Origin of the sequence: Roseovarius sp. MMSF_3359, assembly GCF_030733385.1 — a bacterium.
Classification (GTDB): domain Bacteria; phylum Pseudomonadota; class Alphaproteobacteria; order Rhodobacterales; family Rhodobacteraceae; genus Roseovarius.
This window is the reverse complement of the sequence record NZ_JASHJC010000003.1, coordinates 260,392-282,572: the sequence shown is the minus strand read 5'-3', so window position 1 is coordinate 282,572 and position 22,181 is coordinate 260,392. Positions and strand designations below refer to the sequence as shown.

At 61.3% G+C, this 22,181-nt stretch carries 24 protein-coding genes; 14 read left to right on the top strand and 10 right to left on the bottom strand.

Features of this window, described 5'->3' with window-relative positions:
- Nucleotides 1–8 precede the first annotated feature (8 nt).
- The 3 genes from RBB29_RS06385 to RBB29_RS06375 all read right to left on the bottom strand — a co-directional run bounded on the left by RBB29_RS06385 (nucleotide 9) and on the right by RBB29_RS06375 (nucleotide 1,920).
- Entirely contained in the window at nucleotides 9–1,061 is a 1,053-nt protein-coding gene (locus RBB29_RS06385) for a YeeE/YedE family protein (RefSeq protein ID WP_306113722.1), read from the bottom strand.
- 43 nt (nucleotides 1,062–1,104) lie between these two features.
- Nucleotides 1,105–1,440 (bottom strand): helix-turn-helix transcriptional regulator, encoded by a 336-nt coding sequence (locus RBB29_RS06380; RefSeq protein WP_306113847.1) that lies wholly within the window; start codon nucleotides 1,438–1,440, stop codon nucleotides 1,105–1,107.
- Nucleotides 1,441–1,563: 123 nt separating this feature from the next.
- Nucleotides 1,564–1,920 (bottom strand): hypothetical protein, encoded by a 357-nt coding sequence (locus tag RBB29_RS06375; RefSeq protein ID WP_306113721.1) that lies wholly within the window; start codon nucleotides 1,918–1,920, stop codon nucleotides 1,564–1,566.
- A 91-nt stretch (nucleotides 1,921–2,011) separates the two neighbouring features.
- Here RBB29_RS06375 and RBB29_RS06370 point away from each other — a divergent pair, with 91 nt between their 5' ends.
- The 13 genes from RBB29_RS06370 (at nucleotide 2,012) to RBB29_RS06310 (ending at nucleotide 13,382) form a co-directional block, all read left to right on the top strand.
- Nucleotides 2,012–2,749, top strand: a complete 738-nt coding sequence (locus RBB29_RS06370; RefSeq protein ID WP_306113720.1) for a cytochrome c biogenesis CcdA family protein — start codon at nucleotides 2,012–2,014, stop codon at nucleotides 2,747–2,749.
- Nucleotides 2,750–2,762: 13 nt separating this feature from the next.
- Entirely contained in the window at nucleotides 2,763–3,341 is a 579-nt protein-coding gene (locus tag RBB29_RS06365) for a thioredoxin family protein (RefSeq protein WP_306113719.1), read from the top strand.
- Nucleotides 3,342–3,449: 108 nt separating this feature from the next.
- Complete coding sequence (gene soxX, locus RBB29_RS06360; protein ID WP_306113718.1) at nucleotides 3,450–3,923, top strand: sulfur oxidation c-type cytochrome SoxX; 474 nt, start codon at nucleotides 3,450–3,452, stop codon at nucleotides 3,921–3,923.
- 40 nt (nucleotides 3,924–3,963) lie between these two features.
- Complete coding sequence (gene soxY / locus RBB29_RS06355; protein WP_306113717.1) at nucleotides 3,964–4,380, top strand: thiosulfate oxidation carrier protein SoxY; 417 nt, start codon at nucleotides 3,964–3,966, stop codon at nucleotides 4,378–4,380.
- A 22-nt stretch (nucleotides 4,381–4,402) separates the two neighbouring features.
- Complete coding sequence (soxZ, locus tag RBB29_RS06350; protein ID WP_306113716.1) at nucleotides 4,403–4,732, top strand: thiosulfate oxidation carrier complex protein SoxZ; 330 nt, start codon at nucleotides 4,403–4,405, stop codon at nucleotides 4,730–4,732.
- A gap of 28 nt (nucleotides 4,733–4,760) precedes the next feature.
- Nucleotides 4,761–5,612 carry a sulfur oxidation c-type cytochrome SoxA gene (gene soxA, locus RBB29_RS06345; protein WP_306113715.1) on the top strand — a complete coding sequence of 284 codons (852 nt, stop codon included), beginning with the start codon at nucleotides 4,761–4,763 and terminating at the stop codon, nucleotides 5,610–5,612.
- Between the two features lie 97 nt (nucleotides 5,613–5,709).
- Complete coding sequence (gene soxB / locus RBB29_RS06340; RefSeq protein WP_306113714.1) at nucleotides 5,710–7,407, top strand: thiosulfohydrolase SoxB; 1,698 nt, start codon at nucleotides 5,710–5,712, stop codon at nucleotides 7,405–7,407.
- A gap of 30 nt (nucleotides 7,408–7,437) precedes the next feature.
- Nucleotides 7,438–8,709, top strand: a complete 1,272-nt coding sequence (gene soxC, locus RBB29_RS06335) for a sulfite dehydrogenase (protein ID WP_306113713.1) — start codon at nucleotides 7,438–7,440, stop codon at nucleotides 8,707–8,709.
- Nucleotides 8,693–9,706 carry a c-type cytochrome gene (locus tag RBB29_RS06330; RefSeq protein WP_306113712.1) on the top strand — a complete coding sequence of 338 codons (1,014 nt, stop codon included), beginning with the start codon at nucleotides 8,693–8,695 and terminating at the stop codon, nucleotides 9,704–9,706. The genes soxC and RBB29_RS06330 overlap by 17 nt, the downstream gene beginning before the upstream one ends.
- A 3-nt stretch (nucleotides 9,707–9,709) precedes the next feature.
- Entirely contained in the window at nucleotides 9,710–10,417 is a 708-nt protein-coding gene (locus RBB29_RS06325) for a c-type cytochrome (protein ID WP_371931432.1), read from the top strand.
- Between the two features lie 25 nt (nucleotides 10,418–10,442).
- Nucleotides 10,443–11,711 carry an NAD(P)/FAD-dependent oxidoreductase gene (locus RBB29_RS06320; protein WP_306113711.1) on the top strand — a complete coding sequence of 423 codons (1,269 nt, stop codon included), beginning with the start codon at nucleotides 10,443–10,445 and terminating at the stop codon, nucleotides 11,709–11,711.
- A gap of 84 nt (nucleotides 11,712–11,795) precedes the next feature.
- Nucleotides 11,796–12,227 (top strand): DUF302 domain-containing protein, encoded by a 432-nt coding sequence (locus RBB29_RS06315; RefSeq protein WP_306113710.1) that lies wholly within the window; start codon nucleotides 11,796–11,798, stop codon nucleotides 12,225–12,227.
- Between the two features lie 87 nt (nucleotides 12,228–12,314).
- Nucleotides 12,315–13,382 (top strand): YeeE/YedE family protein, encoded by a 1,068-nt coding sequence (locus RBB29_RS06310; RefSeq protein ID WP_306113709.1) that lies wholly within the window; start codon nucleotides 12,315–12,317, stop codon nucleotides 13,380–13,382.
- A 4-nt stretch (nucleotides 13,383–13,386) separates the two neighbouring features.
- On the opposite strand, the gene RBB29_RS06305 is transcribed toward RBB29_RS06310, so the two are convergent.
- The 6 genes from RBB29_RS06305 to RBB29_RS06280 all read right to left on the bottom strand — a co-directional run bounded on the left by RBB29_RS06305 (nucleotide 13,387) and on the right by RBB29_RS06280 (nucleotide 18,936).
- A complete protein-coding gene (locus RBB29_RS06305; RefSeq protein ID WP_371931430.1) occupies nucleotides 13,387–13,581 on the bottom strand; it encodes a DUF2892 domain-containing protein in 195 nt (64 codons plus the stop codon).
- Nucleotides 13,582–13,612: 31 nt separating this feature from the next.
- A complete protein-coding gene (locus RBB29_RS06300; RefSeq protein WP_306113708.1) occupies nucleotides 13,613–14,554 on the bottom strand; it encodes an MBL fold metallo-hydrolase in 942 nt (313 codons plus the stop codon).
- The gene (locus tag RBB29_RS06295) at nucleotides 14,554–15,468 is read right to left on the bottom strand and encodes an MBL fold metallo-hydrolase (RefSeq protein WP_306113707.1); all 915 of its coding nucleotides are present in this window, start codon (nucleotides 15,466–15,468) and stop codon (nucleotides 14,554–14,556) included. Before RBB29_RS06295 ends, RBB29_RS06300 begins: the two co-directional genes overlap by 1 nt.
- A 209-nt stretch (nucleotides 15,469–15,677) precedes the next feature.
- Nucleotides 15,678–16,520, bottom strand: coding sequence for an alpha/beta fold hydrolase (locus RBB29_RS06290; protein WP_306113706.1), 843 nt, complete (start codon nucleotides 16,518–16,520; stop codon nucleotides 15,678–15,680).
- A 142-nt stretch (nucleotides 16,521–16,662) separates the two neighbouring features.
- Nucleotides 16,663–18,216 (bottom strand): ABC transporter substrate-binding protein, encoded by a 1,554-nt coding sequence (locus RBB29_RS06285; RefSeq protein ID WP_306113705.1) that lies wholly within the window; start codon nucleotides 18,214–18,216, stop codon nucleotides 16,663–16,665.
- A 27-nt stretch (nucleotides 18,217–18,243) separates the two neighbouring features.
- Nucleotides 18,244–18,936 (bottom strand): helix-turn-helix domain-containing protein, encoded by a 693-nt coding sequence (locus tag RBB29_RS06280; protein WP_306113704.1) that lies wholly within the window; start codon nucleotides 18,934–18,936, stop codon nucleotides 18,244–18,246.
- Between the two features lie 283 nt (nucleotides 18,937–19,219).
- Here RBB29_RS06280 and RBB29_RS06275 point away from each other — a divergent pair, with 283 nt between their 5' ends.
- Entirely contained in the window at nucleotides 19,220–20,674 is a 1,455-nt protein-coding gene (locus RBB29_RS06275; protein ID WP_306113844.1) for a M81 family metallopeptidase, read from the top strand.
- Nucleotides 20,675–20,757: 83 nt separating this feature from the next.
- Here the strand turns inward: RBB29_RS06275 and RBB29_RS06270 are convergent, their stop codons facing one another.
- Nucleotides 20,758–22,134 (bottom strand): aminotransferase, encoded by a 1,377-nt coding sequence (locus RBB29_RS06270; RefSeq protein WP_306113703.1) that lies wholly within the window; start codon nucleotides 22,132–22,134, stop codon nucleotides 20,758–20,760.
- Between the last annotated feature and the right edge of the window lie 47 nt (nucleotides 22,135–22,181).

Genomic DNA, 22,181 nt, shown 5'->3' with positions numbered 1-22,181 from the left:
GGCCCGCGTCAGGCCGAGGCGAACCCTTCGATAAGCTGGCGCAAACCGAAAGCCGCGCCGGCGAAGATCGCTGCGAAAGTCAGCGGCGCACCGTAGGCCAGCACGGAAAAAGCCGAGATGCCCTGACCGATGGTGCAGCCCATGGCGATCACCGCGCCGAAGCCCATCAGCACCGCGCCCAGGAACTGCCGCCGCAGTTCGCGCGGGTCTTCGCAGGCTTCCCACCGGAAATGGCCTTTGATGAGGCTGCCGCAAAAGGCGCCCGCAAGCACGCCGCAGACAGACCCGACACCAAAGCTCAGGCCGCCCGCGCTGGAGGTCATCAGGAACAGCATGGTTTCACCGGTGGGGGCGGTGAACGTGTGACTGACGATCGGTTGGGCGCTGAAGCCGGTATTGGCCACCCAGGTTGTCCCAGCCCAGCCCGACGTGATGGCCAGCCCCACGACTACGCTCCAGAAAAGGGCGCCGCGCCGCGCAAGAAAGGCGCGGGAGCACAGTGCAAAAACGGCGATCATCCCGCTTATCAGCATCCCCCAAAAGGCGACAGGCAGCCCCGACAGCCGCGTCAGCAGTTCGGGATAGCCCCGTGTTTGTGCCGCCAGCGACGTGGCCTCCATGAAGGCCACGCGGGTGGTGGCAAAGGGTCCGGAGAGCATCGCATAGGCCGAAACGCCCATGACGAGAACAATGACGAATGATCTGAGATCGCCCCCACCGACCCGGGCCAGCGCGCCAAAGCCGCAATTGCCCGCAAGTGCCATGCCGTAGCCGAAGAGTAGCCCGCCGATGACATGGGCCAGGGGCGAGAATGGTGCGATGTAGTAACCGGTTAACGTGGGGTCGAACGCTCCGGCCAGCACGAGGGCGAAGGTGGCAAAGCCCGCCGTGCCGATCGCGAGGATCCACATGCGCAGGCGGACATCGCTGTTTTGGTACATGAAGTCTTCGATGGCCCCAAGCGTGCAGAACCGCCCCAAACGCGCCGCCAGACCCAGAAGCCCGCCACCGGCAAACCCGATGAGCGCGACAATCACCGCATCGGAAACGGCTTCCAGCATCGTTGATAATCCCCCCTTGGTTCAGCCGCCGCAAACGGCGCCTTTACGCGTTCTTGCAGAACAGGTCGTAGACGACATCGAGGATCTGAACCGCGCGGCGGTCGGTCAGGCTGTAGTAGATCGCCTTTCCCTCCCGGCGCGGCGTCACCAGCCCCTCGGTCCGCAGGCGCGAAAGCTGTTGCGACACGGCCGCCTGCCGCGCCGATAGCAGCTCTTCAAGCTCGGTGACCGATTTTTCGCCGGTGGCCAGATGGCACAGGATCATCAACCGGCCCTCGTGGCTGATCGCCTTGAGAAAGCTCGCCGCTTCGCAGGCATTGCGCACCATCCGGTCCATCTCTTCGTCGGACATATCCTTGGTGATGACAGGCAGGTTCATGGCAGAGTGACTATCCAGCATTCGTTGCCCCGTAGTTAAACATTTTTGCCGCCAAGCTCAAACCGTCCCGGCCTGTTTTTGTGTCATGTGCTGCATATTTCGCAGCCTTTGCTGCAACAGGTGTCATTCGATCCGGTCTGCGTTGTCTTCGATCAGGCGGGCCAGCAGAAACCAGAAGAATTCATCGCCGTTGTACCCTTCCATCCGGCCCAGCTCCTGACCGTCCTGGACCAGGACGAAGGTGGGCGTAAAGACCGGTTGCGTGGTGAACCGGATTTCCTCCGGCAGGTCGCGCAGGTCAACCCGGCGCAAGGGGGCGGTGCGGCCTTCGTCGGTCTTGGGATAGATATGCGAAATCTCATCATCCCACCGCGCACACCAATGGCATCCCGCCTGCTCGACCATCACAAGCTCGGCCGCGCGGACTGCGGGTGCGAGCATCAGAATGACGCCCATAACGGCTGGCAGAGCAAGTTTCATCACGGTCCCGATTGACGATTGGCTTAAACATATAATATCTTGAATATGTATCTGGATCAAGCGCACTGAAAAGCGATTGGGAGGGTTCGGCATGTTGGACGTCACGATCCTGAGCGCGTTGGCAGGCGGCTTGATCGTTTTTTTCTCACCCTGTGTCCTGCCGATCGTGCCGTTCTACCTTAGCTACATGGCAGGTGCGTCCATGTCGGAGATCAGCGCCGAGGGGGCGCTGGCGCCGGGGGTGCGCAAACGGGCTTTCCTCGCCTCGATCATGTTCTCCCTCGGGATTGTCACGGTCTTTGTCCTGCTAGGCGCGGCGGCCTTCGGGCTAAGCCAGGCCTTTCGCGGGGCGCAGACGGAATTCCGGCTTATTGCGGCGCTGATCGTTTTTGTCCTGGGGTTGCATTTCCTGGGCGTGCTGCGGATCGGGTTCCTCAACCGGGTGTTCCAGATGGAGGCCGGAGAGACCACGGGCATGTCCATTCTGGGTGCCTATGTCGTGGGCTTCGCCTTTGCGGCCGGGTGGACGCCCTGCGTGGGCGGGGTGCTGACCGCGGTGGTGTTCACGGCAAGTACCGAGGCGACGGCGATGCGCGGGTTGATGCTCTTGCTGGTCTTCGGGTTTGCGATGACCGCGCCCTTTGTCATCGCGTCGCTTTTCATCGGGCCGTTTCTCCGGTTCGCGGCGCGGTTCCGCAAACATCTGCCCAAGGTCGAAAAGGCCATGGGGCTGCTTCTGATACTATTCGCTGCGTTGATCGCCACGGACAGGGTGAACTACATTGCCCAATGGCTGCTGGAGACCTTCCCGGTCTTCCAGAACATCTGACAGGAGAGAGATCATGACCCGTTTTCTGACGCTGTGTGCCGCCCTCATGCTGGCCTCGCCGGTGATGTCGGCAGAACTGGGTGACGACGGCCTGCACAAGGCGGATTGGATGCGTGATACGTTCAAGGACCTGTCGGAAGACCTCGAGGAGGCCAATGCCGAGGGCAAGCGGCTTGTCATCATGGTTGAGCAGCGCGGCTGCATCTACTGCACCAAGATGCACAAGGAGGTGTTTTCCCGCGACGAGATCGCAGGCTATATCCGCGAGAATTACTTCGTGGTGCAGATGAACCTGCATGGCGATACCGAAGTCACGGATTTCGATGGTGAGGTGCTGAGCGAAAAGGCGTCGGCGCAGAAATGGGGTGTGCTCTTTACACCGACGATTCTGTTCCTGCCGGAGGCGGTCGAGGAGGATGCGACCGCCGCGAAAGCTGCGGTGGCGATGATGCCGGGCGCGTTTGGACCGGGCACCACGATCGACATGTTCACATGGGTCAACGAAAAGCGGTACGAGCTTGATTCCGGGGAAGATTTCCAACGTTACCACGCCCGCCGGATACAGGAACGCGACAACGGATCCTTTGATTAAACCGGCGATGGGCGGTGTCATAAATTCAACAATTCGAATTTATCGTTGATCGCGCGCAGCGTTGTGGTCTACGATATGCAAAAAACAGAATATGTTTCGGGAGGACGCATGAAGAGACTTACTGCATCAGTGGTGGCACTGGTGGCGACGACAACGGCGCCCATCGCCGCAGAGATCGCGCCGTCCGACGTCACCTATGTCGATGGCGCGGTCGACGTATCGCTGACCGGCGAGCCGGGCGATCCGACCCGGGGGCGCGAGATCGTCGGCAGCAAGAAGCTCGGCAATTGCGTGGCCTGCCACGAAGTGTCGGACCTGGCCGATGTGCCGTTCCATGGCGAGATCGGGCCGATGCTCGACGGGGCTGCGGATCGCTGGAGCGAGGCGGAGTTGCGGGGAATCGTCGCCAATGCCAAGATCATGTTCGAAGACAGCATGATGCCGTCCTTCTACAAGACCGAAGGCTTCATCCGTCCCGGCAATGCCTATACCGGTGAAGCCGCCGACGACACGTTCGGCCCGCTTTTGAGCGCGCAGCAAATCGAAGATGTGGTCGCCTATCTGTCGACCCTCAAGGAATAATCCGGGCGGCTGGTCCGGACCCAGATCAGGAGATCAAGAGATGGAATTGACACGACGCGACGCGATCATTCTGGGGGCTGGCGCCCTTGTGGCCGCGGGCTTGCCGCTGAGCGCATCCGCCGCTGGCGAGGATCTGATTGCCGCCTTCACCGGCGGGGCAGAACTGGGCGAGGGTGGCATCACGCTGACCGCGCCGGAAATCGCCGAGAACGGCAACACGGTGCCGATCGAAGTCGATGCGCCGGGTGCGGCCGAAATCATGGTGCTGGCACTTGGCAACCCGACGCCGCCGGTCGCCACGTTCAAATTCGGCCCGCTATCTGCCTCGCGCGCTGCATCGACCCGCATCCGCCTGGCCGGAACGCAGGAGGTGGTGGCCATCGCCAAGATGGAAGACGGCACATTTGCCAAGGCATCCAGCACCGTAAAAGTCACAATCGGCGGCTGCGGCGGCTAATCAGGTTCGAAGGAGAAACAACATGGCAAAAGGTGTAAAACCCCGCGTCAAAGTCCCCAAAAAGGCCGCTGCTGGCGGTACGATCACGATCAAGACCCTGATCAGTCACAAGATGGAAAGCGGTCAGCGCAAGGACGATGATGGCAACGTGATCCCACGCTCGATCATCAATCGCTTCACCTGCGATTTCAACGGTGAGAATGTGGTTGATGTCACGCTTGAGCCAGCGATTTCGACCAATCCGTATTTCGAGTTCGAGGCCACGGTGCCCGAGGCCGGGGAGTTCAAGTTCACCTGGTACGACGATGACGGATCGGTTTACGAAACGGCCAAAAAGATCGCGATCGAATAGGCGCCGAAGGCTCAGGGGAGGGACAATAATGATAAGAACAAAAGGTGCCATTTGCGCATTTTTGACGGTGGCTTTCGGGTCGACGGTGCAGGCCGAACCGGTCGATGACACGCTGATCCTCAATGAAGAGGTGACGATGGTGACACGGACCGCGGCGCCGGCGCATCTCGAAGGTGTGTTGGATGAGGTCCTGTCGGGTTGGCATTTCCGCGGGACTGAGACCCGGGCGATGCAGGCGGATGATTTCGACAACCCCGGCATGATCTTCGTCGAACAGGCCGAGGAGGTCTGGAATACGGCCGACGGGTCCGCGGGCAAGTCCTGCGCCAGTTGTCACGGTGATTCCGCGGATATGGCGGGTGTGCGCCCGGTCTATCCCAAGTGGAACGAAGAGGCGGGCGAGGTCCGCACGCTTGAGATGCAGATCAACGATTGCCGCGAAAACCGCATGGGTGCCGAGAAGTGGAAGTATACCGGCGGTGACATGGTGAACATGACGGCGCTTATTGCGTCGGTCTCGCGCGGGATGCCGGTGAACGTCGCCACGGATGGCGGTGCGCAATCGACCTGGGAGGCGGGTAAAGATCTTTATTACACCCGTACCGGTCAGTTGGAGCTGTCTTGCGCGAATTGCCATGAGGACAATTACGGCAACATGATCCGCGCCGACCACCTGAGCCAGGGGCAGATCAACGGGTTTCCGGTCTACCGCCTGAAAAACACCAAGCTCAATGCGGTCCATGCGCGGTTCAAGGGCTGCGTGCGCGACACGCGGGCGGAAACCTACAAGCCTGGCAGCCCCGAATTCGTAGCGCTTGAGCTCTATGTCGCCTCGCGCGGTAACGGGCTTTCGGTCGAAGGGCCGTCGGTTCGCAATTGATCCCTGATGGCCCCGTTCCGCGCGCGCGGTGCGGGGCTTTCTTTACGGTATAATATTCAAAAAACCGCATATGTGCGGTGAAACGGAAAAGAGACCCATGATCTCACGGCGTGATTTTCTGCAGACCAGCATGGCGGCGAGTGCCATTCTCGGGGCATCCTCTTTTGGCAATTGGGGCCGTCTTGCGGCGCAGCAAGCCCTGACGCAGGACCAGCTTTTGCAGTTTGATACATTCGGGAATGTCTCGCTCATCCATGTCACGGATATCCATGCGCAGATGAAACCGATCTTTTTCCGGGAGCCGTCGATCAATCTGGGCGTTGGCGAGAACAAGGGCGCGGTGCCGCATATCACGGGCGCTGATTTCCGCAAGCTCTACGGGATCGACGACGGCTCCGCCTCGCATTACGCGCTGACCGCCGGGGATTTCGCGGCACTGGCGCAGGGCTATGGCCGGGTCGGCGGGCTGGACAGAGTGGCGACCGTTATCAACGCAATCCGCGCCGAGCGGCCCGATGCGCTGCTGCTCGATGGTGGGGATACGTGGCATGGCTCCTACACCTGCTATCACACCCAAGGCCAGGACATGGTCAACGTGATGAATGCGCTCAAACCCGATGCGATGACGTTTCACTGGGAGTTCACCCTGGGGTCCGAGCGCGTCAACGAGATTGTCGAGGGGCTGCCCTTTGCGGCGCTGGGGCAGAATATTTTTGATGCGGAATGGGATGAACCGGCGGAGCTTTTCCCGCCTTATGAATTCTTTGAACGCGGCGGCGTGAAAATCGCTGTGATCGGGCAGGCCTTCCCCTACATGCCGATCGCGAACCCCGGCTGGATGTTCCCGGAATATGCCTTTGGCATCCGCGACGAGAACATGCAGGAGATCGTCGACGAGGTGCGCGCCGAGGGGGCGGAACTTGTTGTGGTCCTGTCCCATAACGGCTTTGATGTGGACAAGAAGATGGCCGGTATCGTCACCGGCATCGACGTGATCCTGTCCGGCCACACCCATGATGCGCTGCCCGAACCGGTGCTGGTGGGTGAGACGGTGATCGTGGCCTCCGGCTCCAACGGGAAATTCGTGAGCCGCGTTGATCTGGATGTGCAGAACGGGCGCATGATGGGGTTCCGTCACAAGCTCATCCCGATCTTTTCGGATGTGATTGCGCCGGACCCGGAAGTGGCAGCCGTCATCGACGCCGAACGTGCGCCCTACATGGAACAGTTGACCGAGGTGATCGGCCAGACCGACAGCCTTCTCTTCCGGCGCGGGAATTTCAATGGCACCTGGGATGATCTGATCTGCGATGCGCTTCTGTCGGAACGCGAGGCTGATATCGCGCTCAGCCCCGGGGTGCGGTGGGGGCCGTCGATCCTGCCGGGGCAGGACATCACCCGCGAAGATATCTGGAACGTCACGTCGATGACCTATCCGCAGGCCTACCGCACTGAAATGACGGGTGAATTCCTGCATGTGGTGCTGGAGGACGTGGCCGATAACCTGTTCAACCCCGACCCCTATTACCAGCAGGGCGGTGATATGGTTCGCACCGGCGGACTTGGTTATCGGATCGACGTTACCAAGCCGCAGGGTGAGCGGATTACTGAGATGACGCTCCTGAGCACCGGCGAGAAGATCGACGCTGCCAAGACCTATCAGGTCGCGGGCTGGGCCTCAGTCAACGAAGGCACCGAAGGGCCGGCGATCTGGGATGTGGTCGAAAGCTACATCCGCAAGCAGGGCACCGTGTCGATCACTCCGAATGACAGCGTCCAGGTGGTGGACGCGTAACCGAAATCCGCCAATACGGAGGCGAAAATCATGTCAAAGACCTTCATGGGCAAGACGACGTCACGGCGCGCTTTCCTGCGCGGTGCAGCCGCCGCGGGTGCAGGCGCCATTACCGCCGGGACGGCCAAGGCCGGAACGCCCGACCCGCTGATCACCGAGGTTCAGCCTTGGGCCGCGGGCCTGGGCGACGGGGTGGATGCGACACCCTATGGCTTGCCGATCGAGTTCGAAGACGATGTGATCCGTCGCAATGTCGAATGGCTGACCGCCGATACGATCAGCTCGATCAATTTCACGCCGATCCACGCGCTTGACGGCACGATCACGCCGCAGGGCTGCGCCTTTGAGCGCCACCATTCCGGGGCAATTGAACTCCGCAAGGAAGATTACCGGCTGATGATCAACGGGCTGGTCGAGACGCCGTTGATCTTCACCTATGCCGATCTCGAACGGTTCCCGCGTGAAAACCACGTCTATTTTTGCGAATGCGCGGCCAATACAGGCATGGAATGGGCGGGTGCGCAGCTTAACGGCGCGCAGTTCACCCATGGCATGATCCACAACATGGAATATACCGGCGTACCCCTGCGCACCCTGCTGGAAGAGGCCGGATATGATCCGGCAGGCAAATGGGTTTATGTCGAGGGCGCGGATGCGTCGTCAAACGGCCGGTCGATCCCAATGGAAAAGGCGCTTGACGATGTGCTGGTTGCCTTCAAGGCCAATGGCGAGGCTTTGCGTAAGGAACATGGCTATCCTGTGCGCCTTGTGGTGCCGGGATGGGAAGGCAATATGTGGGTCAAATGGATCCGCCGGATCGAGGTCATGGATGGCCCGGTCGAAAGCCGCGAGGAGACGTCGAAATACACCGACACGCTCGCCGATGGGATCAGCCGCAAATGGACCTGGGTGATGGATGCGAAATCCGTTGTGACCTCGCCCAGCCCGCAATCGCCCATTACCCATGGCAAGGGGCCGTTGGTCATTACCGGCCTCGCCTGGTCGGGGCGGGGCGCGATCACGCGGGTCGATGTGTCCAAGGACGGTGGCAAATCGTGGGAGACCGCGCGCCTGGCCAAGCCCGGAGAGAAAATGGCGCTGACCCGGTTTTATCTCGACACCACATGGGACGGCGAAGAGATGCTGCTGCAATCCCGCGCGATGGATGAGACCGGCTATGTGCAACCCACCAAGGCACAGTTGCGCGAGGTCCGTGGCGAGAATTCGATCTATCACAACAACTGCATCCAGACATGGTGGGTGCGCCCGACCGGGGAGGCCGAAAATGTCGAAGTTTCTTAAGGCAGCGATTTGTCTTGCCCTGACGGCAGGCCCCGCTTGGGCCGACAAATACGGCCTCGGGCGTCCGGCCCTGCCCGAAGAGATTGCCGCGTGGGACAAGGATATCCGCCCTGATGGTACCGGCCTGCCGGCAGGGTCCGGCGATGTCTGGACGGGCGAGGAGGTTTTTGCCGACAAGTGCGCCGTCTGCCATGGCGATTTCGCCGAAGGGGTCGGCAATTGGCCCAAGCTCGCCGGGGGCGAGGGGACGCTGGCGGACAAGGATCCGCTCAAGACCGTCGGCAGCTATTGGCCCTATCTTTCGACGACCTGGGATTATGTGAACCGCTCCATGCCCTTTGGCGATGCGCAAAGCCTGTCACCGGATGAGGTCTATGCCATCGTCGCCTATATCCTCTATTCCAACGATCTGGTGGATGATGATTTCGTCCTGTCGGATGAAACCTTTAGTGACGTTGAGATGCCCAATGCGGACGGCTTCATCATCGACGACCGGATCGCCACGGAGCATTCGAAATGGGTGGGCGAGCCCTGCATGGAAGGCTGCAAGGACGATGTGCAGGTGACAATGCGGGCGATGGTGCTCGACGTCACCCCCGAGGAGGAGGGCGATGCGCCCGAAGCCGCAGCAGAGCCGGCGGAAGCAGTCGAAGAGGTGGTCGAGGTCTCGCTTGATCCCGCGTTAGTCGCCGCGGGCGAGAAGGTCTTCAAGAAGTGCAAATCCTGCCACCAGGTGGGCGAGGGCGCAAAAAATCGCGCGGGACCGATTTTGAATGGTATCGTCGGGCAGGCCGCGGGCGCGGTAGAGGGGTTCAAGTATTCCAAGGCCCTGCGCGCCAAGGCCGATGAAGGATTGATCTGGGATGAGGAGAACCTGCGGGCTTTCCTGGCCAAGCCGAAGACATTTATCAAGGGAACCAAGATGAGCTTTGCGGGGCTGAGAAAGGACGAAGACCTGGAGGCGATCGCCGCGTATCTGTCGTCTTTTGGCGAATAGCCTATGGGGCGGGGGTATCGCCACCTGCTTGCGGCAATCGTGGTCATCTTGACCGCGACGATGGCCCCTGCGGTCGAGACGGGCGACGCCGAGAAGGGCGCGAAACTCTTTTCCAAGTGCAAAGGGTGTCATGAGGTCGGCAAGGACGCGACGGACCGGATCGGCCCGCATCTCAATGGCATTTTCGGCCGCGAAGCCGCCGCCCATGACGGCTATGCCTATTCCAAGTCGATGCGGCGCGCGGGTGTGGATGGCCTGATCTGGACGGCCGAGACGCTGGATGCCTATATCGAAAATCCGCGTGCGCTCGTGTCGAAAACCCGGATGAGCTTTCGCGGGATGAAGGATCCGCAGGATCGTGCGGACCTCATGGCCTATCTGCGGGTCTATTCCGACAATCCTGCCGACATCCCCGAGGCGGAACCGACCGCTCGCGGTACGGATCATGACCTCGATCCGGCGATCCTCGCGCTGAAAGGAGACCCGGAATATGGCGAGTATCTTTCGAGTGAATGCCTGACTTGCCACCAGTCCGACGGCAGCGCCGAGGGCATCCCGTCGATCACCCGCTGGCCCGAAGAGGATTTCGTGATCGCCATGCACGCATATAAACGCAAACTCCGGCCGCATCCCGTCATGCAGATGATGGCCGGTCGATTGAATGACGAAGAGATCGCGGCATTGGCCGCATATTTCAAGAGCCTCGACTAGGGGCCATTCCAAGGGAGGAATTTTGATGAAACTGAACAGACGTGTGTTCCTGGGAACGGGGGCGGCTGCGGCGGCCAGTTTGTCCGCACCGAATGTGTTGGCGGACGGGCATGGCAAACCGCGCGTGGTCGTGATCGGTGGTGGTGCCGGTGGTGCAACCGCCGCGCGCTATATCGCCAAGGACAGCAAGGGTGCGATTGATGTCACGCTGGTCGAGCCATCGCGCACCTATTTTTCCTGCTTCTTCTCCAATCTATACCTCGGCGGTTTCAAGGAGATCGACGACCTTGGCCATACCTATGGCACGCTGGCCGCCAAATACGGCATCAACGTCGTGCATGACTGGGCCGTGGATGTGGACCGCGACGGCAAGACCGTGACGCTCGCCGGTGGCGGGCAACTGCCCTATGACAAGCTGATCCTGAGCCCCGGCATTGATTTCGTTGACGGATCGGTGGAGGGCTGGAGCCTGGCGGCGCAGAACGCGATGCCCCATGCCTACAAGGCCGGATCGCAGACCGAATTGCTCAAGGCGCAGATCGCGGCGATGCCGGAGGGTGGTGTTTTTGCGATGGTTGCCCCGCCCAACCCCTATCGCTGCCCGCCGGGGCCATACGAGCGGATCTCGATGGTGGCCCATACGCTAAGAGCGAACAATCCGACCGCCAAGATCATCGTGGCCGACCCCAAGCCGAAATTCTCCAAGATGGGACTTTTCCAGGAAGGCTGGGCAGACCACTATGAGGGCATGATCGACTGGATCGGCGAGGAATTCGGCGGTGGTGATGTCTCGGTCGATCCGTCGGCGATGACCGTGACGATTGATGGCGAAGAGACCAAGGTCGATGCCTGCAATGTCATCCCCGCGCAAAAGGCGGGCCGTATTGCCGAAATGGCCGGTGTGACCGATGGCAACTGGGCGCCGGTCAACGCAATCGACATGTCCACCAAGGCGGATGCGGATGTGCATGTGCTGGGCGATGCGTCGATGCAGGGGGACATGCCCAAGTCGGGCTTTGCCGCCAACAGCCAGGCCAAGGTTTGCGCCAATGCGGTCCGCGGCGCGCTGACCGGATCCAAGGTCTTCCCGGCCAAATTCACCAACACCTGCTGGTCGCTCATCGACGCCAATGATGGGGTCAAGGTTGGCGCGACTTACGAGGCGACCGATGAAAAGATTGCCAAGGTGGACGGGTTCATCTCGCAAACCGGGGAGGATTCGGCCACGCGCAAGGCGACCTACGAGGAATCCGAAGGCTGGTACGCGGGAATTACCGCCGACATGTTCAGCTGACCTCAAGAAAACCGGGCGGGCCTGATCCACGTCAAGGCCCGCCCCAGCCATTTGTGGTGCCCTTTCGCCCAAGGAGGATCTCCAATGAGAAACCTATTGTTTTCATGCGCCCTTGCCCTTGCCGCAACCGGCGCCGCGGCCGAAGATCAGGCAACAACCTATGCGTTTGACGGCGCGTTCGAAGATGCGGCCTTTGCCGTCGAAAGCGCCATTATCGGTCGCGGGCTGGTGATTGATTACGTGAGCCACACCGGCGAAATGCTTAACCGCACCGCGGCGGATGTGGGCAGTGACAAGGAACTCTTTACCGAGGCTGATATCTTCCTCTTCTGCTCGGCCCAGATCTCGCGCAAGGTCATGGAAGCCGATCCGATGAACATCGCCCATTGCCCCTATGGCATCTTCGTTGCTGAACGCGACGGCGCGGTGATGATCGGATACCGGAACTATCCCGAAGGCGAGATGCAGCAGGTGCAGGAATTGCTCGACGGGATCGTGCAAGAGGCGCTCGAATAGCACCCTGCGCGCCGGTCACGATTGACGCATATCAAGGTCATCGTGACGCCAGCCGCTTAACAAAAACACCATCGAAAGGAACGATGGATGTTGGAGATATTGCTCGACCGTTTCGGTGACGGTGCCGTGCTCGTCATGGCCGGGGCGCTGGTGGGCCTTGTCTTTGGCACCATGGCGCAGCAATCGCGATTCTGCCTGCGCGCCGCGACGGTCGAGGTGGCCGACGGGCAACTCGGTCCGCGGCTCTACATCTGGCTGATCGCCTTCGGGGCGGCGGTCTTTTCGGTGCAATCCATGGTGGCCCTGGGGTGGCTCGACGTCAGCGAGGCCCGGCAGATCGCGGCCACCGGCAGCCTCTCGGGCGCGATCATCGGCGGGCTGCTTTTCGGATGTGGCATGATCCTCGCGCGGGGGTGTGTCAGCCGCCTTCTGGTGCTGTCGGCGACCGGTAACCTGCGGGCGATTGTCACCGGCCTGGTGGTTACCCTTGCGGCGCAAGCCTCGCTCCGGGGGGCGCTTGCCCCCACGCGGGAGGCGCTGAGTTCCCTCTGGGTCGTCGAAGGCGGCCCGGACCGGAGCATTCTGGCCACGCTCGGCATGTCGTCTGGCGTCGCCGCAGGTCTTTCGGCCCTCGCTCTTTGTGCCGCGCTTTTGCTGGCACGGCGCAAGCAGGTTCGCCTGTTGCGCGCCTTCGCTGCGGTCGGTGTCGGTGTGGCGGTGGGTCTGGGCTGGGTGCTGACCCATGCCATCGCGCAGACCTCGTTCGAGGTCGTGCCGGTTGCGTCCATCACCTTCACGGGGCCGTCCACGGACACATTGATGGGGCTGGTCAACAGCACGGAACTGCCGCTTGGGTTCGGGGTCGGGCTGGTGCCGGGGGTTGTCATCGGCGCGGGGCTGGCGGCGCTCTTGACGCGGGAGGCGCGGATCGAACGCTTTGGCCCCGATACCCCGATGGAGCGATACTTGATCGGGGCGGTCCTCATGGGGTTTGGCAGCATGCTGGCCGGTGGCTGCGCCGTGGGTGCGGGCATGTCCGGCGGGGCGATCTTTGCGCTCACCGCCTGGGTGGCGGTGTTTGCGATGTGGGTGGGGGCGATGGCGACCCATATCCTTCTGTCGAAGGTGCGCTCGGGCCGCCAGGCCATGGTTTGAGGGATCAGCAGTTCTGACAGGTTTTCAGGCCGATGATCCGGTAAAGCGGGCAGAAACTGATCAAGGCGGTGCCCACCGGGATCAGGCCAAGCCACCCCCAGAGGCCAATCGTACCCGTCGCCGCAAGCGCAATCAGAAGCGCGCCGACGAGAAACCGTACCGCTCGGTCAAGAAGTCCCATGTTTTTCGAGATACCCATCTCTTGTCTCCTTTGGAAATATGTCGCGCGCTTATTCGAATTCCATCTGCTCAAAGACCCGACCGGCATTCTTGGTGGCCAGTTCTTCGAACGTGTCCAGATGCGCGTAGGGCGATTGATCGACGTAATAGGCCTCGACCAGACCGCCGCCATTTTCGAGGTGTTCGCCAATCTTTCCGCGCAGGTAGACGAGGTAGTCTTTGGTGTACCGCCGGACCTGATCCATGTTGGTCGGATGGCCATGGCCGGGGATCACATAGGTCGCGTTCAACGCCTCGAACTCGGTATCCCAGGTGTCGAGCCAATCGGCGGTATAGGTGTGTTCGAAAATCGGCAACATGCGCTCGTGAAAGGCCATGTCACCTGAAATCACGAGGCTCTGCTCCGGCAGCCAGACCACGATATCGCCGGGGCTGTGCGCCGGGCCGAGATACCGCGCCTCAATGCGAAACCGGCCCATATCGACGGTATATTCTTCGGCGAACGTCTCGGTCGGTCCCACAACGCTGGTGCCTTCGGCCTTGTCGCGGTTGTAGCGTTCCATGCCTTCGAGGACAGTGCCGCCATAGTCTTCGATTTCCTGGGCGGCCTCCTCATGGGCGACGATCGGCACCCCCTGTTCCGCCCAGTAGCTGTTACCCAGCATCGCGTGACCCTGGCCGTTTTCATTGAAGACAAGGCGGACCGGTTGATCGGTGATTGCCTTGATCTCGTCATGGAGCGCTCTGGCCAGCCCATACGCGGCACCGCCATTGACGACAACGACACCCTCGCCGGTGACGATGAAGCTCAGGTTGTTGTTATGGCCCGCGTTTTCATAGGTCGGCGGGGCGGTCGCGCCGATGGCGGAAAAGACGCCGGGGATCACCTCGACCGGTTTGTCATAGAGCATGGAGCCGGGATATTTGTCGGCAATGTCCTCGCTGGCCAATGCCGTGCTTCCGATGACCATGAATATCGCAATCCAGCGCATCACATCTCCTCCGTTACAAACCGATATGCATCGCCCTGCCGTTCGACCCGGCCGATACCACCACCGGGCAGGTGAAAACCGATCAATGTCATCTGCTCCTGCGCCAGTTTGTCGAGCAGCCTTTGCCGGGTCTTGGCGCCAAGCGCCGGATCCTGATCCGCACCGCTGCCCCAATCGGGCCGGGCAAAGGCGACGTGATGATTGCCGATGGCATCCCCGCCGACCAGGACGGCCTCGGTCCCGGCGCGGATTTCGAAGGATAGATGGCCCGGCGTGTGACCATAGCTGGCCACGGCAGCAACGCCCGGCAGGATTTCCTGGTCCGCGGTGATGAGCGTGATCCGATCCGCGATTGCCTCAAGACGCCGCGCGGCACCAACGGCAAAGGACGCCCGCGCGTCGCCAATCGTGTTGACGGTTTCCGGGTTGCGCCAATAATCCCATTCGACCTGGCCGATCATATATGCGGCCTCTGTGAAGACGGGATCGTCGAAATCGTCCAGAACGCCCCAGAGGTGATCGGGGTGGGCATGGGTGAAGACCACATGGGTCACCTCCTCGGGCGCCACATCCACTGCATCAAGGCTGTCGAGGAGTTTGCCAGCAGAGGACATGAAACCCGGCCCCGCGCCCACGTCGAAGAGCACCGTGCGCGTCCCGTCCCGCAGGAGGGTCACGTTGCAGGGCGGCACCAGCTGATCGGTCGGTACATCATGCGCGCGCAGGATCGGCAGCAATTCATCCTTGGGCAGGCCATCGAAGAAAAAACCCGCCGGCAGAACGAGATTGCCGTCGCTGAGCGAGGTCAGCGTGCTCGCGCCAATGCCGATTGTCGTCTTCGCGAAGGCCAGGGGGGGCATGGCTGCCAACAGGCTGGCGCCCGCCCCCCGGAGGAATTGTCTGCGTGTTTCCATCCCACTTTCTTTCATATTCTACATATTGAATATGTACGCTATGGTGGTCGGAAATCAAGCTGTATTTCTTGGTCCGGCGCGGAAATCCGGCAATGGTGCAAGCGGCCTCAGCGTGCAATCTGATTTATCGCACCAGTGTGGCCCCCACCACAGGGGGTATCGTGTTCCGTCGCAGCCGCGGTGCTTTCGAACGTGAAGGGACACCCGCGCTAGGCGGTCAGGATCTCGCGCAGTTTATCGGCGACGATGCCGGGCTTGTGGCGGGACATGGACACGTGGCCGAGGCCGGCGATCTCGTGGAACACCCCGTCGGGGGCAAGATCGGCCACCAGCTTGCACATCGGCGGCGGTGTCTGGATATCCTCGGAAAAGCCGATCACGCGGAATGGCACCGGGCAGGTCCTGAGCGCCTCGCGGCAGTCGAATTCAAGGCATGCCTCCCACTGGTCGATCGTGTCCTTGGGGTCGCGCCCGCTGAACCGCGCGGTATAGGCTTCCTTGATCTCGGCCCAAAGGTTGTGATCCGCCAGTGCCGAGGCCGGAAAGGCGTAGACGGCGTAATGCGGCGCCAGAAAGTAATTGGGCAGCGTCACGCCCGCTTTGCGGATATCGATCTCGGCCTGCATCCAGTCGCGGGTGAAGCCGTCGATATAGGCGGCGGTTCCCATTGGGATCGCCATGCGGACCTTGTCGGGATAGTCAATCGCCGTCGCCTGCGTGACCAATCCGCCCAGTGACAGCCCGCAAACCGCCGCTCGACCGCCGCAAAAGGCGTCGATAACCGCTGCACAGTCCCGCGCATAATCAGCCATCGTCCAGGGTGGGGGGGGAGAGGTGGTGACGCCCGCGCCGCGCGGATCGTAAGCGATGCAGCGAAATGTGTCCGTCAACCGCGCAAAGATCTGCGCATATCCTTCGGCGGGCGTGTCGCCGCCGGGAATGAAAACGATGTCCGGGCCGTCGCCTTCGATCACGACCCGCATGACTACCCCGTCATCGGTGGTCAGGTGATGGGTTTCGGCACCGGGGCCGAAGGCGGGAAAGGCGCTCACTCCGTCATCTCCTTGCAGTGGATTGTGCGATCGGTGGATGATGGTTGTGGGCGGTCAGGCGGCGGAAGAGGACCGCCCACCCGCCCTTGTGGATCGGCTCCGGTCGCCGGAGCCGCCTCCCGTGTTTCCATGGTGGTTGCGATCAGGCGAACCACCAGCGTTCGGTCCAGCGTCCGCCGTCCATCTCCCAGTTCGAGGCCACGTCGGGACCATGGGCGACCTTCTCGGACATCGCATAGACGTAGTTGGCAAAGGCCCAGACCACAACGCCGCCTTCGTCACTGACGATCTGCTGCATCTCGCCATACATCTCGGACCTGAGATCCGAGTTTAGCTCTCCGCGGGCCTGAACCAGCAATTCGTTGAACCGCTCATGCTCCCAGAACGTGTCGTTCCAGTCCGCACCTGACGCATAGGCGCTCGAGAACATCCAGTCGCAGGTCGGACGGCCGCCCCAATAGCAGGCGCAGAAGGGCTCCTGCATCCACACATCGGACCAGTATCCGTCATTAGGCTTGCGATCGACGGTCAGGTTGATGCCCGCCGGCGCCAGATGCTCGCGGTAAAGCACCGTTGCGTCCAGCGCGCCGGAATAGGCGGCGTCGGCCGCGGCGCAGGTCAGGTCGATGCTCTCGAGGCCAGCATTCTTGAGGTGGAATTTGGCCTTGTCCGGGTCGTAGGTCCGCTGCGCCAACTCGGTGTTGTGATAGGGGACCGATGGTGCGATCGGGTGGTCGTTGCCAACGATCCCGCGGCCATTGAGGATGGTCTTGACCATCGTCTCCCGGTCAATCCCGTGCTTGAGCGCGAGGCGGAGCTCATTGTTGTCATAGGGGTTCAGCCCGGTATTCATCGGGAAGGTGTAATGCAGGAACCCGGTGGCTTCCTCGACCTTGACCGATGGCACCCGTTCAAGCAGCCCGACGGTCTTGAGGTCCACGCGGCTCATGATGTCGATCTCGCCGGTCTGCAATCCGCTTTGGCGGGAGGAGACGTCGGGCACGTAAAGGATTTCGATCTCGTCGAACCAGGCGCGGTTCTCTTTCCAGTAGTCGTCGCGGCGCTTGAGGAGGGTGCGAACGCCCGCCTGGTGGTCTTCGAGTGTGTAGCCGCCGGTGCCGATGAAATCCTCCCAATTGGGTTTGCCGTCTTCGACTGGCATCAGGATGAAGTGATAATCCGCCATCAGGAACGGGAAATCGGCGTTCGGCCCCTGAAGTTCGAAGACCACGGTGTGGTCGCCATCCTTGCGGATATCGGTGATCATGTCCGCCGTGGTGCGCATGCCGGAGCCGGAATCCTCCCCGCCGTGGAACTTCAGCGATCCGATCACATCCTCGGGACGCAGGGGGCGGCCGTCGGAAAACGTCACCTCGGGCCGCAGTTTGAACGTCCAGGTCTGCGCCGCGTTGGAGCCTTCCCAGCTTTCCGCCGCGTCGCCAACAAGCGCGCCGCTCGGGTCGATTTCGGTCAGGGTCGAGTGTGTCGCGAAGCCCACGGACATCATGTAGATATCCGTGTAGGTCCACGGGTTGAGCGAGTCCTGCGTCGATCCTTCGGCCAATGCGACGCGCACAGTGCCACCGCGTTTGGGCGTTTCGGCCAACGCCGGCATGCCCGCAAGTCCAAGCGCCCCGAGGGCGGCCCCACCGCCAAGGACACTGCGGCGGGTCGGTTGAATGAAGCTTTTTGTCATATCTTGTCTCCCTGTTAATTCTGTTTCTCAGCCAGTGCGCTCGGACCGGGCCAAAGCGTTGTTTTCAAGGGCGCAGTCTTTTGGAATGATGACCGGTGAGTTCACCCAGATCATCCGCGCGGGTGCCTCACCATGGTTGCTTGTCTTGTGGGGGATGTCGCCCGGGATGCTGTAGCTGTCGCCGGCACGCAGCACGATCACTTCGTTGCGCAGCACCAGTTCTATTTCACCTTCGAGGACGAGGCAGTGCTGCTCTCCGTCGCGGATCACGATGTCTTCTTCCCGGGTCTCGGAACGCGGGGCGTATTCGCTGACGCCGAAGTAAAACTCGCCGCCAATCGTGCTGGACAGGAGCCAGTCGGTATAACCGCTCTCGTCGGATGTTTCGCCGTAAAGAAGGTTGAGATTGCGCCGGTTCTGCGACCGGACCACGTGGGCCCGCTCCAGCGGCCCTTCGCCGGGGCGGCGTGTGAAGAACCACGCCACCGGTACGGCGAGTGCATCGGCCAGCCGGTTGACCTTGTCGAGCGAGGCATTGACGGCCCCCCTTTCGATGGCGCTGAGGTGACTGACGGACACGCCGCTGGCGGCGGCCAGTTCGGCAAGGGTCATCCGGCGCGCCTTGCGAAGCTGCCGCACTTCTAGTCCGAAGGCGGCAACACTGCGCTCCTGACCGCCTGCTGCGCCGTCGCGCTCACCAATTTCTTCGATTTGCGCCATTTTCTCTCCCCTTGATTCCATAAATTTGCAGAGTGTCTTTCTCAATACAAGAAAAAACTACAAAAATTCTTGTATATGGTAGAAATTCTTGCAAATTACTTGGGAGTACCCCTAGACCTTTTGACGGCACGGGCGTGCAGATAGGGTCGGTGAATGTCCGTCGTTTCGATGGGTTTGGCTCCTTTGACGCCGATGACTTCACAGCGCGGCTTCTGTCTTGGGGTAGTCAGAAGGATGTGTTTTCGGCAGGCGAAGGCGCATCACAGAGATTTAGCAGGTGACCATGCGTCTATTCATCGCCACGCTTTCCACAGAAACCAACACCTTCTGCCCGATGCCGACGGCGATGTCGGGGTTCGAGGAGTACTTCCTGCGCCATGGCGATGCGACCCGCGAGGCTCCCAACCTGATGACCGAGGCGCTTCACGTCTGGCGGGCGCGGGCAGAGGCCCTGGACTGGGACGTGGTGGAAAGCCTTGCGGCCATCGCCGAGCCCGCGGGTCGGACGACGGCCGCGTGTTACACCGCTCTGCGTGACGAGATCCTGACCGACCTCGAAAAGGCAGGTGGCGCGGACATCATCTTGTTGCAACTTCACGGTGCCATGGTCGCCGAAGGAGAGGATGATTGCGAAGGTGACCTGCTGGCCCGCCTGCGCAGGATCTGCCCGGAGGCGACGATTGGCGTTTCTCTGGACTTGCATTGCCACCTGACCGAAAGAATGATGGAGGCCAGTGATCTGCTTATCTGTTTCAAGGAATATCCGCATGATGATGCTTCGGACCGGGCGGAGGAGCTTTTTGACCTCGCGCTGCGGACCGCCGCGGGTGAAATCCGACCGGTCATGCGGGATGCCGATTGCGGGATGGTCAATCTTTACCTGACCAAGACGGGGGTGATGCGGGACTATGTCGACGGGATGACGGCACTGGAGCAGACCAGCGGCATTCTGTCAGTCTCGCTGGCCCATGGGTTTCCCTGGGCCGATGTGGCGCGGGTCGGCGCGCGCACGCTGGTCATCACCGATGGTGACCCGGACCTGGCGGCGCGCACGGCAGAACGGTTGGCCAACGAGTTTTTCGAGCAGCGCCACGACGTGACGACCGAGTTGGCCACGCTTGATGCGGCGCTGGACGATGCGGCCACGAGCGCGAAGGGGCCGATCGTTCTGGCCGATATGGGGGATAATTCCGGCGGGGGCGCGCCGGGTGATTCCACCTTTGTCCTTCGCGCCATCCTCGACAGATCGCTGTCGCGGGTGGCAACGGGCATCTACTGGGACCCGGTCGCTGTGCGCATCTGCCAGGATGCGCGGGTCGGCGCCGATCTGCACCTGAGGCTGGGTGGCAAGACCGGGCCGTATTCCGGCGATCCCGTCGACCTCACGGTGCAGGTGATGAATATTGCCGCGGGGCTGGGGCAACATCTGGGCAAAGGGTTGGAGCCATTAGGCACGATGGTCTGGCTCAGGACCGGTGACGAGGTCGATATCGTGATCAACGACTTGCGCACGCAGGTCTATCACCCGGAAGCCTTCGAACAATTGGGCATCGACCTGTCGGCCAAGTCACTCGTGACGGTCAAATCCCTGTTTCACTTCTATGGCCCGTTTCAGGAGATTGCGCATCGGATCATACAGGTGGCCACACCCGGCGGGACGTCCCCGGATTTTCGGGACATGGCGTACACCAAACGCCTTTTGGACTACTGGCCAAGGACCGAGACACGCTTCGGATAGGTTATGCCGAGGGGACCGGGACCCTGTTCGAAACATCCCTTTGTGGGCGTGGTGAACTGGGGGGCGTCACGGCAGCGATAATCTCAACAACCATTCATGACGTCTTTCGCCGCGCGCCGGATCCCTTCGTCCATAATGTCGAACATCTGATTGATTTGCTGCTCGGTGATGATCAATGGCGGGGAAAAGACGCACATGTTGATGTTCGGCCGAAGGATCAGGCCCAATTCCTGGCAGTGGTGGTCGATGCGGGCGCCAATGGCGCGGTCGGTTTCGATGCTGTCGTCACCGGCTCCCGTGTGACATTCGACACAGCCGACAAGGCCCATGCCGCGGGTGTCGCTGACGATCGGGTGATCGCGTAGCCCGTGCAGCCGCTCCAGGAAGAGCGGCGCGACCGATCTTACATGCTCGAGAATCCCGTCGCGTTCGAAGATCTCGATGTTTTTCAGTGCTGCCGCGGCAGAAACCGGATGGCCGGAATAGGTGTATCCGTTTGAAAATGTGGCACCTTTGGCATTTTCGCCCGAAACGCTGTCAATCAGTTCGTCCGAGATGATGCACGCCCCCATCGGCACGTATCCCGAGGTCAGGCCCTTGGCGGTCGTGATGATGTCCGGCACGATGTCGAACACCTCTTCGGAGGCGAACCAGTGCCCCAGACGGCCCCATCCGGTGACCACCTCGTCCGAGATATAGAGCACGTCATGTTTGCGGCACACCTCGAGGCAGCGTTTGTGATAGCCCTTTGGCGGCACGATAACGCCGCCCGAGGCGAGGATCGGTTCGGCGATAAAAGCAGCCACCCTGTCGGCGCCGATTTCAAGGATTGCCTGTTCGAGGTCGGCCACCTTTTCATCAAGGAAACTGTCGATGCTCATGCCTTCGGGCCGCAGGGACGGGTTCACATTCGGCAGGAAATAGGCCAGCTCCTGCGCCTGGTCGAGCCATCCCTTGTCGCGTTCCTTACCGCTCACGCTGGCGGCGAGATAGGTCGAGCCGTGATAGGCCTTCTGGCGCGAGATCACGATTTTCTTTTCTGGCCGCCCAAGCAGGTTGTTGCGGAAATGCACGAAGCGGAGCGCGGTATCCACGGCGGTGGACCCGCCGGTGGTGAAAAAGACATGGTTGAGGTCGCCGGGCGTCCGTTCGGCGATCTCGTGGGCCAGCCGCGCGGGCATGGAGTGGGCGTTGTTGAAGGGTGAGAAATAGGCCATGTCACGCGCCTGCTCGGCCATGGCATCGGCTATTTCCGTGCTGCCATAGCCCACCTGCACGCACCACATCCCTGCGGGCCCGTCGATCAGACGCTTGCCGGTTTCGGTGGTGACATAGATGCCGCTCGCGGCTTCGGTGAACGTCCGCTGGTTGGTGCCGATCCCGGCCATCCCTTCCCAGGGGTGGACGAAGTTTTCATTGTCCCATTGCCGGATCTGGCCGAAATCATTGAACAGGGTCATTTGCGGTGCTTTCTCTGGAAGTAAGGTCTGCGATATGCGGATGTATC

What these genes read in the sequence shown, in the direction of transcription:
- RBB29_RS06385 (WP_306113722.1), bottom strand. Translation starts at nt 1,061, where the DNA reads ATGCTGGAAGCCGTTTCCGATGCGGTGATTGTCGCGCTCATCGGGTTT.
- RBB29_RS06380 (WP_306113847.1), bottom strand. Translation starts at nt 1,440, where the DNA reads ATGAACCTGCCTGTCATCACCAAGGATATGTCCGACGAAGAGATGGAC.
- RBB29_RS06375 (WP_306113721.1), bottom strand. Translation starts at nt 1,920, where the DNA reads ATGAAACTTGCTCTGCCAGCCGTTATGGGCGTCATTCTGATGCTCGCA.
- RBB29_RS06370 (WP_306113720.1), top strand. Translation starts at nt 2,012, where the DNA reads ATGTTGGACGTCACGATCCTGAGCGCGTTGGCAGGCGGCTTGATCGTT.
- RBB29_RS06365 (WP_306113719.1), top strand. Translation starts at nt 2,763, where the DNA reads ATGACCCGTTTTCTGACGCTGTGTGCCGCCCTCATGCTGGCCTCGCCG.
- soxX (WP_306113718.1), top strand. Translation starts at nt 3,450, where the DNA reads ATGAAGAGACTTACTGCATCAGTGGTGGCACTGGTGGCGACGACAACG.
- soxY (WP_306113717.1), top strand. Translation starts at nt 3,964, where the DNA reads ATGGAATTGACACGACGCGACGCGATCATTCTGGGGGCTGGCGCCCTT.
- soxZ (WP_306113716.1), top strand. Translation starts at nt 4,403, where the DNA reads ATGGCAAAAGGTGTAAAACCCCGCGTCAAAGTCCCCAAAAAGGCCGCT.
- soxA (WP_306113715.1), top strand. Translation starts at nt 4,761, where the DNA reads ATGATAAGAACAAAAGGTGCCATTTGCGCATTTTTGACGGTGGCTTTC.
- soxB (WP_306113714.1), top strand. Translation starts at nt 5,710, where the DNA reads ATGATCTCACGGCGTGATTTTCTGCAGACCAGCATGGCGGCGAGTGCC.
- soxC (WP_306113713.1), top strand. Translation starts at nt 7,438, where the DNA reads ATGTCAAAGACCTTCATGGGCAAGACGACGTCACGGCGCGCTTTCCTG.
- RBB29_RS06330 (WP_306113712.1), top strand. Translation starts at nt 8,693, where the DNA reads ATGTCGAAGTTTCTTAAGGCAGCGATTTGTCTTGCCCTGACGGCAGGC.
- RBB29_RS06325 (WP_371931432.1), top strand. Translation starts at nt 9,710, where the DNA reads ATGGGGCGGGGGTATCGCCACCTGCTTGCGGCAATCGTGGTCATCTTG.
- RBB29_RS06320 (WP_306113711.1), top strand. Translation starts at nt 10,443, where the DNA reads ATGAAACTGAACAGACGTGTGTTCCTGGGAACGGGGGCGGCTGCGGCG.
- RBB29_RS06315 (WP_306113710.1), top strand. Translation starts at nt 11,796, where the DNA reads ATGAGAAACCTATTGTTTTCATGCGCCCTTGCCCTTGCCGCAACCGGC.
- RBB29_RS06310 (WP_306113709.1), top strand. Translation starts at nt 12,315, where the DNA reads ATGTTGGAGATATTGCTCGACCGTTTCGGTGACGGTGCCGTGCTCGTC.
- RBB29_RS06305 (WP_371931430.1), bottom strand. Translation starts at nt 13,581, where the DNA reads ATGGGTATCTCGAAAAACATGGGACTTCTTGACCGAGCGGTACGGTTT.
- RBB29_RS06300 (WP_306113708.1), bottom strand. Translation starts at nt 14,554, where the DNA reads ATGCGCTGGATTGCGATATTCATGGTCATCGGAAGCACGGCATTGGCC.
- RBB29_RS06295 (WP_306113707.1), bottom strand. Translation starts at nt 15,468, where the DNA reads ATGGAAACACGCAGACAATTCCTCCGGGGGGCGGGCGCCAGCCTGTTG.
- RBB29_RS06285 (WP_306113705.1), bottom strand. Translation starts at nt 18,216, where the DNA reads ATGACAAAAAGCTTCATTCAACCGACCCGCCGCAGTGTCCTTGGCGGT.
- RBB29_RS06280 (WP_306113704.1), bottom strand. Translation starts at nt 18,936, where the DNA reads ATGGCGCAAATCGAAGAAATTGGTGAGCGCGACGGCGCAGCAGGCGGT.
- RBB29_RS06275 (WP_306113844.1), top strand. Translation starts at nt 19,220, where the DNA reads ATGCGTCTATTCATCGCCACGCTTTCCACAGAAACCAACACCTTCTGC.
- RBB29_RS06270 (WP_306113703.1), bottom strand. Translation starts at nt 22,134, where the DNA reads ATGACCCTGTTCAATGATTTCGGCCAGATCCGGCAATGGGACAATGAA.